The sequence below is a fragment of the Acinetobacter sp. SH024 genome, from assembly GCF_000163635.1.
GTDB lineage: Bacteria > Pseudomonadota > Gammaproteobacteria > Pseudomonadales > Moraxellaceae > Acinetobacter > Acinetobacter pittii.
In genome coordinates, this window is the sequence record NZ_GG753606.1 from 35,116 (window position 1) to 44,615 (window position 9,500).

Annotated in this window: 11 protein-coding genes and 4 pseudogenes; 3 read left to right on the plus strand and 12 right to left on the minus strand. The window is 32.6% G+C overall.

The genetic code is table 11. The annotated features are described in order from the left end of the window. Window positions 1–67 precede the first annotated feature (67 nt). Together HMPREF0013_RS23265 and HMPREF0013_RS23270 are read right to left on the minus strand one after the other, a co-directional pair. Window positions 68–532: pseudogene (locus HMPREF0013_RS23265) on the minus strand (IS3 family transposase); the annotation flags it as partial. A gap of 268 nt (window positions 533–800) precedes the next feature. Then, window positions 801–1,484: a hypothetical protein gene (locus HMPREF0013_RS23270; RefSeq protein WP_000478902.1), complete on the minus strand. Its 684-nt coding sequence runs from the start codon at window positions 1,482–1,484 to the stop codon at window positions 801–803. 557 nt (window positions 1,485–2,041) lie between these two features. On the opposite strand from HMPREF0013_RS23270, the gene HMPREF0013_RS23275 reads away from it, so the two are divergent. The 3 genes and pseudogenes from HMPREF0013_RS23275 to HMPREF0013_RS23290 all read left to right on the plus strand — a co-directional run bounded on the left by HMPREF0013_RS23275 (window position 2,042) and on the right by HMPREF0013_RS23290 (window position 3,687). Next, on the plus strand, window positions 2,042–2,398 hold the full coding sequence (locus HMPREF0013_RS23275; RefSeq protein WP_000269908.1) for a type II toxin-antitoxin system RelE/ParE family toxin: 357 nt from the start codon (window positions 2,042–2,044) through the stop codon (window positions 2,396–2,398). Next, window positions 2,391–2,694 (plus strand): annotated as a pseudogene (locus HMPREF0013_RS23280) (helix-turn-helix domain-containing protein). The gene HMPREF0013_RS23275 and the pseudogene HMPREF0013_RS23280 overlap by 8 nt, the downstream one beginning before the upstream one ends. A 765-nt stretch (window positions 2,695–3,459) precedes the next feature. Beyond that, window positions 3,460–3,687, plus strand: a complete 228-nt coding sequence (locus HMPREF0013_RS23290) for a hypothetical protein (protein WP_000555567.1) — start codon at window positions 3,460–3,462, stop codon at window positions 3,685–3,687. Window positions 3,688–3,796: 109 nt separating this feature from the next. Here the strand turns inward: HMPREF0013_RS23290 and HMPREF0013_RS23295 are convergent, their stop codons facing one another. The 10 genes and pseudogenes from HMPREF0013_RS23295 to HMPREF0013_RS25500 form a co-directional block, all read right to left on the minus strand. After that, the gene (locus tag HMPREF0013_RS23295; protein ID WP_000069470.1) at window positions 3,797–4,006 is read right to left on the minus strand and encodes a hypothetical protein; all 210 of its coding nucleotides are present in this window, start codon (window positions 4,004–4,006) and stop codon (window positions 3,797–3,799) included. Further along, the gene (locus tag HMPREF0013_RS23300; protein ID WP_001140619.1) at window positions 3,999–4,301 is read right to left on the minus strand and encodes a helix-turn-helix domain-containing protein; all 303 of its coding nucleotides are present in this window, start codon (window positions 4,299–4,301) and stop codon (window positions 3,999–4,001) included. The genes HMPREF0013_RS23295 and HMPREF0013_RS23300 overlap by 8 nt, the downstream gene beginning before the upstream one ends. A 40-nt stretch (window positions 4,302–4,341) precedes the next feature. Next, window positions 4,342–4,650 carry a type II toxin-antitoxin system RelE/ParE family toxin gene (locus HMPREF0013_RS23305; protein WP_000269910.1) on the minus strand — a complete coding sequence of 103 codons (309 nt, stop codon included), beginning with the start codon at window positions 4,648–4,650 and terminating at the stop codon, window positions 4,342–4,344. A gap of 1,014 nt (window positions 4,651–5,664) precedes the next feature. After that, window positions 5,665–5,781 (minus strand): annotated as a pseudogene (locus HMPREF0013_RS24855) (transposase); the annotation flags it as partial. A 186-nt stretch (window positions 5,782–5,967) separates the two neighbouring features. After that, window positions 5,968–6,261, minus strand: coding sequence for a type II toxin-antitoxin system RelE family toxin (locus tag HMPREF0013_RS0105840; protein WP_000221360.1), 294 nt, complete (start codon window positions 6,259–6,261; stop codon window positions 5,968–5,970). Then, complete coding sequence (locus HMPREF0013_RS0105845) at window positions 6,251–6,496, minus strand: type II toxin-antitoxin system RelB/DinJ family antitoxin (protein WP_000246757.1); 246 nt, start codon at window positions 6,494–6,496, stop codon at window positions 6,251–6,253. Before HMPREF0013_RS0105845 ends, HMPREF0013_RS0105840 begins: the two co-directional genes overlap by 11 nt. Window positions 6,497–6,752: 256 nt before the next feature. Then, on the minus strand, window positions 6,753–7,655 hold the full coding sequence (locus HMPREF0013_RS23310; protein WP_000466974.1) for a hypothetical protein: 903 nt from the start codon (window positions 7,653–7,655) through the stop codon (window positions 6,753–6,755). A 207-nt stretch (window positions 7,656–7,862) separates the two neighbouring features. After that, on the minus strand, window positions 7,863–8,375 hold the full coding sequence (locus HMPREF0013_RS23315; RefSeq protein ID WP_001089570.1) for an SMI1/KNR4 family protein: 513 nt from the start codon (window positions 8,373–8,375) through the stop codon (window positions 7,863–7,865). A 131-nt stretch (window positions 8,376–8,506) separates the two neighbouring features. Next, the gene (locus HMPREF0013_RS23320) at window positions 8,507–9,025 is read right to left on the minus strand and encodes a tetratricopeptide repeat protein (RefSeq protein WP_000447196.1); all 519 of its coding nucleotides are present in this window, start codon (window positions 9,023–9,025) and stop codon (window positions 8,507–8,509) included. A gap of 316 nt (window positions 9,026–9,341) precedes the next feature. Continuing rightward, window positions 9,342–9,437: pseudogene (locus HMPREF0013_RS25500) on the minus strand (DNA-binding protein); the annotation flags it as partial. Window positions 9,438–9,500 lie beyond the last annotated feature (63 nt).

Below are 9,500 nucleotides of genomic sequence, written 5' to 3' on the forward strand. Positions count from 1 at the left end.
ATAGGGAAATCTATGCTTACTGGAGTCTATGAACCGTACCGGGTTTGTCGGAGACTTTTTATTTAAGTTAGGCCACCTGACCTAACGGGTTAATCTTATCATAGTACATTGCTTCGAACTCAAAAGGCGATACATAACCCAGTGCACTGTGTACACGCTTTTTATTGAACCAATCTACCCAGTTTAGTGTCGCAAGTTGTACATCTGCTAAACCTTGCCAATCTGCTTTTAAATATTCAATCACCTCTGTTTTGTATAAGCCATTCACCGTTTCAGCCAGAGCATTATCGTATGAATCACCAGTTGTACCGACTGATGCTCGTAAATTTGCAGCTTCTAAACGATTGGTATAGCGAATAGAAAGATATTGAACACCTCTATCGGAATGATGAATCACATTCTTTGGCATGCCTCGATCATGCAATGCTTGCTCAAGTGCATCGAGCACCATATCTGTATTCATCCGTGTAGATACTTTCCATCCAACAATTGCTCGTGAGAACACATCAATAATAAAGGCGGTATAGAGAAATTTGATGTTTCTCAACCATCATGAAAGTATCATTGCTTATCCATCGTACTCTAGTTGGTAAGTCTACCGTACAGGGAAACTGATCTCCAATTAAACCAGCATTTTTTGAAAGAGATAGGCCAGCACAATTTCCGCCTTTCATATAAAGAGTTTTTCTTGTTAAAACAGTTTTGTAATCAGTTGCATTTCAACCCCTGTAAAAACTAATACACTCAATAAAATAAATCTTTTCATTTTTAACAAATCATCAATAACGCTATCTAAAAATTTAATCTAAATCATTAAACGTTGAGTATCTAACTAATTTATCTGCAAATATTTCTTTAGCTAAAACTCTCAATTGTGTATATAAATTTTCAATTCTATCTTCTTGATTTTTTATCTCAGAGAGATCTAAAAATAGATCTCTATTTTCTTCAGAGAGCCACATAAACTCATCTAATATGCTTTTAAAATTATCTATTTTTTTTTGCATATTAGTGTCTAAAGATTGAGATATAAAGAAAAGTTTGTATTTGATTTTTTCAGAAGATTCAACAAACTCACTAATACTTGTACTGGTGATCATATCGGAAATTTTTGCTCTAAATTCTTCTGATTTTCCTTTTTCGCTTTCATATTCTTTTAATTTATAGAATTGGCCAATAGTACATCCCAATGAATTTTTCAGAAAAAATAAGGATGATGCTAAATCATTTAGCATCGGGAATACTTCAGTTGAGTGTTGGCTAAGAATTTCGGCTTTCTTAATATCTCTCCAATCTTGAAATAGGATAACAGCAATGTAAGCAGTAAGTATTGTTGCTGCCGTGCCTGAGATATCTTTAATAAAACTAAGAATATCATCAATAAAAGGTAGAGATACTGCCGAGATTACGATGACTAAGATTGTTAGTATACAAACTGCTCGCCAAAACTTATTCTCAATACCTTCTTTATTTTTTAGAAACATATAGCACTCAAATTTTTAGTTTCTCTAAAATTAACATAATGGTGCTTATACGGAACGTGTTTTTAATATTACTTTAAGATTAGTATCTTATCGTTATTCATACCCTCTGGAACGTTCTCGTTCAACCGACTTGGAAACAAGTCGGTTTCTTTTTAAGCAAAACTGTAACTTTTAGCCAACAAAATTGATCAAAAAACATTCTATTTTGCATTTTTTCCTGATTTATCAATGTTCACATTTCAGAAATAACCCCCAATTTCTGCGGACAACTCTTGGGATAAAATAGGCCAACTTTGTAAGCTAAAACTTACACAGATTTAAGGATTTTGCGGATTGGTAATTCAAGTCATTAGCCGTATGATGAATATATAACGAAACTGGATGTTTCCAGACAACAAGAATAAGAAAATTGCGCAAGGAATGGGCAGCATGAGATCAGTAAGACGAGCAACCCGATATGAAAAAGCCCGACAGGATGTAGGGCTTTTTTATTGCCATTTGAAAACTGGCTGAGTTCGCTATAAAACATAGACTATAATCTATATTGTGGTTGTTGTATGTGGACAGTCATCACGACAGATCTGTTTAATGAATGGCTTGAACAGCAAGACGAATCAACACAAGAGAAAGTCTTAACCGCTTTAGTTGTTTTACAGCAGCAGGGACCAAGTTTAGGTCGCCCTTTAGTTGATACCGTATATGACTCTAAATTTACCAATATGAAAGAGCTACGCGTTCAGCATCGAGGAAAACCCCTGAGAGCCTTTTTCGCATTTGATCCATTTCGACAGGCAATTGTGCTGTGCATCGGTGATAAAGGCGGTAAAAAGCGTTTCTATAAAGAGATGCTGAACATTGCAGAGCAGCAATACGAACTTCATCTCTCAACCCTTGGAGATCAATCTAATGGCTAAAACCTTACAGGAATTATTGGCTAGTCGCTCTCCAGAGAGCCAAACTCGTATTCAACAAATGGCTGACGAGCTACTTTTAGAAACTCAGCTTCACTTTATTCGAGAAGAATTAGAGATTTCCCAAAAGGAACTGGCTGCAACTCTTGGAATCAAACAACCTTCATTGTCAGCAATCGAAAACCGTGGCAATGATCTTAAGATTTCAACCATGAAAAAGTATGTTGAAGCTATGGGGGGGGAAACTCCGTATTGATGTAGAGCTTCCAACAGGAAAACATATAGGATTCAATGTTTAACAAACAAAATGGGAGCGTTAATCTCTCCCATTTTTTTACTTCGTAGAGGCTCTATTATGTTTAACAAACTAGAATTTATTCTTCTATTTGAAAGGATTCTTAAAATACTCTTTTAATATGGAAATAATTAATAGTGTACTGATTAAAACTAGAAATACTATAAGAATCGAAAACATACAATCCAAAGAATATTAAACATTACTGATACAAAAATAATAATATTTTTTTGTCTATTAAGTAACTGAAATTTAGTTTTCTTTACAAGTTAAGTTTTTTATTAAGTTATAATTAAAAGTAAATTTTTCCCAACTAGTATAAAGTTTAAGATTATAGGTTATTGAATTGTTTCTTATGCAAAAAAAAGTCAAGAATCTTTATTTAAGAAAAGGTGAACACTCATTTGTTCTGCAATCACAGTTCATTTTTAAAGCTAAGCAGCAAAAATGGACTAGTGAAGATATCCAAAAAATTATAGAAAAGACCTTATATCAAGATAAATATAGGGTATATGCAATTTTGAGAGAGTATTCTAGCCAGAATTACGGGTAAATTTGACTTGAAAAGAGAAGGACTAAAGTCTTTTAGAAGGACATATCTTGGATCCTGAATAAGATTTTTAGTATTAAAGGAGTAAAGTTTAGCCTCGATATAAGTTTAATCTATTATTTTACAATAATATTCCATATATCAATACCTAATTTAACTTTAGTTCCTATCGCCAACCCTGTATGGTGCCCGTTCAGAAACACTCTATCCGAGGCTAATATGCATAGTTTTTCTGTAAAAGATTTAGATCAATTAATTGAAACGAATCTCAAAGATGGGAATAAATACAGTAAATTATTGATTGAATATAAATTATTTTCTGATTTGATGTATGATTCTATATTTTATACAGAAGTGTCTAATTCAGCTCTGAGCACTACGAAAAGAAAATATAAGCAACTAAAAATTAAAATCACCACACATCAATATCAGCTTCATTTTGAATAAATCAATAAAACGAAAGTTCTCAGCTCTCTCTTCGTATATGGGAAAGTCACAATTTATGGCCTTTCTCATATCTATTTAACATAAAATTTCTTATGCGAATCTTGAAAGATTAAGCTATTTCGTAATATTTTATCCAATAAGCATTGTCGAAAATATCAGTGTAATAGCTTAACTTCTTACAATGTGAAAAATAGTCACAGCATAAATCTCTAATAATTTCAATTTCCTCTAGGCTATCAGCAGCATTCACTAAAAATATAAACTTGTCCAAGTTAACAAGTAATTTACTACTATTTTTCAAAGGTTTATTATTAGACATTGAATCCTATATGTTTTCCTGTTGGAAGCTCTACATCAATACGAAGTTTTCCGCCCATTGCTTCGACATACTTTTTCATCGTTGAAATTTTAAGATCATGACCACGATTTTCGATTGCTGACAATGAAGGCTGTTTGATTCCAAGGGTTGCAGCCAGTTCTTTTTGAGAAATCTCCAACTCTTCACGAATAAGGTGAAGCTGAGTTTCCAACAATAATTCATCCGCCATTTGTTGAATACGAGCTTGACTCTCTGGAGAGCGATTAGCCAATAATTCTTGTAGGGTCTTAGCCATTAGATTGATCTCCTAAAGTTGAAAGATGAATTTCGTATTGCTAATCGGCAATATCTAACATCTCTTTATAAAAACGCTTTTTACCGCCTTTATCACCGATACACAGCACAATAGCTTGTCGTAAAGGATCAAACGCGAAAAAGGCTCTCAGTGGTTTACCTCGATGCTGAACACGTAGCTCTTTCATATTGGTAAATTTGGAGTCATAGACGGTATCTACTAAAGGACGTCCTAAACTTGGTCCCTGTTGCTGTAGAACGACCAACGCTGCGAGTACTTTCTCTTGTGTAGATTGATCTTGCTGTACAAGCCATTCGTTAAACAGATCCGTTGTAATGACTGTCCACATATTACAACCATAATATAGATTACAATCTATATTTTATGCTTAATTGAATTATTATTCAAATGAAAATAAAAAATCCCGACGTCATGTCGGGATTTTTCGGTGTGGAGCGCATAGGTAGGGCTGACTACCTAATGGTCATGGTGTCTGACTGATTATTCTTGTTTTAAGTCATTGAACATCCTGTTCATATAGATCGATCATAGGGACTTCACTGGTGCTTGGATACAAACAATTTCGTAAAATGCTGTAAGCCAAAGCGTACAAAAAATCATCAAAAATTATCCCAAAGCTTAACCGCAAGAAATGGGGATAAATTCAGAAATGGAAGCCTTAAGGAATCGGAAGGAACTTACGAATTGATCGTTTTTTAACCAATTTTATTGGCAAAATATATCAAAACTGCTCATAAAAAGCCGACTTGTTTCCAAGTCGGCTTTTCGTCATCGTCGAGCAAATTATTTATAGCATAAGTTTTTGATTTTTATATGTTTCAATTTGTTCATTTCGTATAACGCCCATTATGTTAAATGGATTAAAATTGAGTCATTTATCTGAAAGGATTTTTAAGATGTTCCTTCACTATAGAAATAATTAATAGTATACCAATCAAAACTAGAACTGCTATAAGAATCCAAAACATACAAACCACAAATATTAAACATTAATAATACAATAATAATATTTTTCTGAGCATAAAGTAACTGATATTTAGATTATTTTACAAGCTCAGGCTTTTGTTAAGTTTTAATTAACAGTAAATTTTTTCTAATTGGTATAAATTTAGAAGTAGTAAGCTATTTAATTGTTTCTTATGGAAAAAAGTAAAGAATCTTTATCTAAGAAAAGGTAAGCACAAATTTATTTTGCAATCAATATTCATTTGTAGGGCTAAGTTTCAAAAGTGGACGAATGAAGAGATCAATGAAGTGATAGAGAAAACTATATATGAAGATAAAATTAGGGTGTAGGAGATTTTAAGAGAATATTCTAGAAATATTTAGGGCGTGTTATCAATTAAGCCTGGTAGATCGCTGATAAAAAGTTTTGAGCCAATTTATCATAGCGTGTGGCAATAGCACGATACTGCTTGAGCTTGGTAAAAAATTTCTCGATCAGATGTCTTGCCTTGTAGGAGGCATCCCAGTATTGGGCTATATTTTGCAGCAGAACAAGCTGACAAAAAAATGTATGAGAATAAGCAAAAAATTAAATCAGCTTTAAAATTAGTTGCAGAAGCTATCTAAATTTTATATTAACTAAAAATTAACATAATACACCTTATACGAGGTCAAAAATGGGAGCTTGAAGCTCCCATTTTTAGTCTTTAATGCGTTTTTTTGCTTCGTCATAAACTATGCTGTCAGCTCGTTTCCCAACGGTGATGAGCAAGATAACTACCTGATCATCTTTGACTTGATAGACCAGTCGAACTCCAGTCTTTAGTAATTTAATTTTATAACATCCCGTGAGATCACCTCTAAGCATATTCTTGGGAATATGTGGCTGCTCTATGACCTTGGCGAGTTTCTTCTTAAATTGATCTCTTATAGCACTAGGAAGCTTTTCCCATTCAGCTGTGAAGTCCTTATTACGTAAAAGCTTATAAGTCATCTAAAGTAATTTCCTCGAACATTTCTTTAGGATCATTCATACGTTTACGAACAATCGCTAATAGCTCGGTATCCTCTTCTGAGAGTAAAGCTTTTTGTACAGGGAGTTTCCCAGTCGCTGCAATGTATTCAAGGACATTTGTAAAAAACTCAGTAGGTGCAATACCTTGTTCTCTAAGAACTGAATAAGATTTTTCTTTAAGGGCTTCATCAACCCTGAAGTTAACAGTAGCCATTATTTTTTTCCCATTTATTGAATGTATGGGGATATTGTAATGCGAATTGCATTACATAGCTAGTTTTTATAACAGCCATTATGTTAAATGATGAAATTTTAGATATTTTTACTAAAAAACGATATAGAACAGTAAAAGTAGCTGAGCAAACCTCGATCTAAGCAAGATCGAGGTATGGATTTTAGTTTTTATAGCTAGGAAATAGTAAAAACTTTATCTTAAATATAAGCGCTTATGTAAATTATAGACTACTATCTTACAAGCCTGATTTAGCTGTATTCACTAAATGTGAAGAAGTCTGTCTGTCTATAACAATATAATATTTATTGATCCACTCTAGTGCTTTATCTAATGATGATTCTTGAAAAGAGACTTGCTCTTCTCTAGAAATAGATTGGCCGATTAGAATGACTCTATTAAAAAAGCCTTGATCAACAGCATCAAAGTCAGCTTTTGAACATATTCCTTGAGAATACATGCCAGCATAAGCGATACGAAGAGCGTAAAGTAAGGGCATAAAAGTACTATGTGATGGCTGTTCATATAAGCTACTTAAATAATCCTCAAGGTCTTTGAACATGTCATAGTACTTTCCTTGTGCTGTATGGTTTGAAGGAGTAATAATTTTTGTTAAATCATCGGGTTCTAGGATAGTTTTTTTACTAGCTCCTTGTATTGAGTTAATGACATCAAACCATGCTTGAATTTCACCTTCTGGAAGATAAGAACTTCCAACCTGAATGTAGCTTTTTGCAAAAGTTAAACGGCTACTATTTAATGTGTTTTGATTTGCCTCTATTAACCTTTTTATAAGCGTACATCTTATTTTTACAGCCTCATCTATTCCTAACTCCTTAATCAACTGGGGGCTGACACTATTATTTAATATTGATAGTGGGCTATTAGGTAAGTCCATTGCAGATTCTTTATTTAATGCATTCCTATATTCAATTTCATGAAATTGTGAAAAATCTACTAGTTGTTTTCCATCATTGTTCCCTTGTGATGCTCCACAAAGTTCCTCAATTAAAAAAAGATAAAGCTCATTGGGTGATTTAATACTATTACTTAATTCTAAGTAGGCATTATTTATGAATTTTTCTAAGTAAACAGGGTTTTTTAAGGAGTTTTGCTTTTTAGAAGAAAAAATACCAAACATATATTGCACTCTTTAAATTTCTTTTAATTATTATACTGTTTTTATCCATTAGAAATATCTAAATTTTATTAATAGGAACTGTATAGATTTTCTAAAATTAACATAATACGCGTTATATGAAATTCAAAAAATGATACTATTTTTATGATAATTAAATAAATTTTAGGTGAACATAAGTTAAATAGAGCTTATGTCCGCCATATAATTTTAAGGTTCCCAGAATTTATCACCCTGAGTTTCATAAAATTTACTAATGAATTCTTGAAAAGTATTAGCAACAATGTACCAATCTTGTCTTTGATCTATAGGTAAGACAACAAAAATAGAGCCGTAATCATCACTATTAGGATCACATCGAACTAACAATAAGTCTGAATCTCCATAGAATTCTCCAATAATTAAGTCACTTTGAAGAGCGTCATTATTACGATTAATTTTATAAATTTTTGAAGCAAAAATTACTTCCTCAATAGAATATAATTTTAAGCCCCATTGTCCGTATTCTTGATCTTTAAATAGATCTGCACCATTAGATACTGTATAAAAATCCTCTAATACTTTTGGTAAAAGTACTTGGGGTATTTGTGAGTAAATTTTGCTTTTTAGGTTTAATGAACACTGCAAAGGAAAGGGACATTCCATACCTCTCTGAATAGCTTTCTTAGGTTCAATCTCCCATTCATTATGTATTTTTGCTATAATTTCATGAACACTATTCATTTATTAAACTCTTAAAAATCCTTAACTTTTACTAAAATTAACATAATACGAGTTATACAAAGCCTGAGCCAATTTCCTACGTTTTTTGCTTCGTGTAACCGCCATTATGTTAATTTTAGGAAGTCTTAAGACTAATTTTCAGACTTATCCCACCAACTTTGAGCTAAATCAGTATTTTTAGGAATGCCTATACCATCACGATACATAACGGAAAGACTTCGCATTGCTTTCTTATTACCTAACTTTGCAGCCTTTTCACGAAGTTCTAAAGCTTTCTTAATATTAACTTCTATTCCGCTATCTGCGCGAGTATATAGGTCAGCTAACTCAACCATTGATTCAGAATGACCATTTTCTGAAGCTTTCTGAAACCACTTAAAAGCTTTTTGGAAATGTTCTAAAGAATCGTTTTTGTCATCATCCTCTATTAATCTAGCATAGGTAACATATCCATCAGCTAACCAAAACATTGCTGCTACATTTCCATTTTCAGCTGATTTAATAGCCCAAATTTCAGCTTGATTTTCATCTGAATCAACACCATGACCATATAGATAAATCTCAGCTAATTCTAACTGGGCAGAAGTATCTCCACTTTCTGCTTTCGCTAATAAATCATTAGAAAAAACAGGTTCTGCAAATGTTTCCATTGAAAGGCAAACTCCTAAAGCCATAAAAATATTTACTAATTTATTCAATTCTTAACCTTTAAATTAAACTCTTAGGCTTGTATGTTTTTACATCATACCTAAAAGAGAACTCTAAAATTAGAGTATATTTTTAGTCCTATTTAACATAAAAACTCTTATACGAAATGCTATTTTTATTCCTTTAAAAATCAATTTTTTATATACTATTAAAAAGCTCATTTACCCTCGAATGGGCTTTTTTAATGATTTTTTATGTTCCACGCTTACTATTTGATCAATGTTCCACGGTTTTAATAAGCCAAGGTGAACAATCAGATCAGCCATACGGCTTAAAGAATCGGCTCCCAAAGCCTCTTTTTTCCGGTTAAGGCTCTACGTGTTCAGGAATAGGAATTCGCTTATTCTCGATTACCCAGTTTAGTGTCGCAAGTTGTACATCTTCTAAACCTTGCCAATCTGCTTTTAAATATTCAAT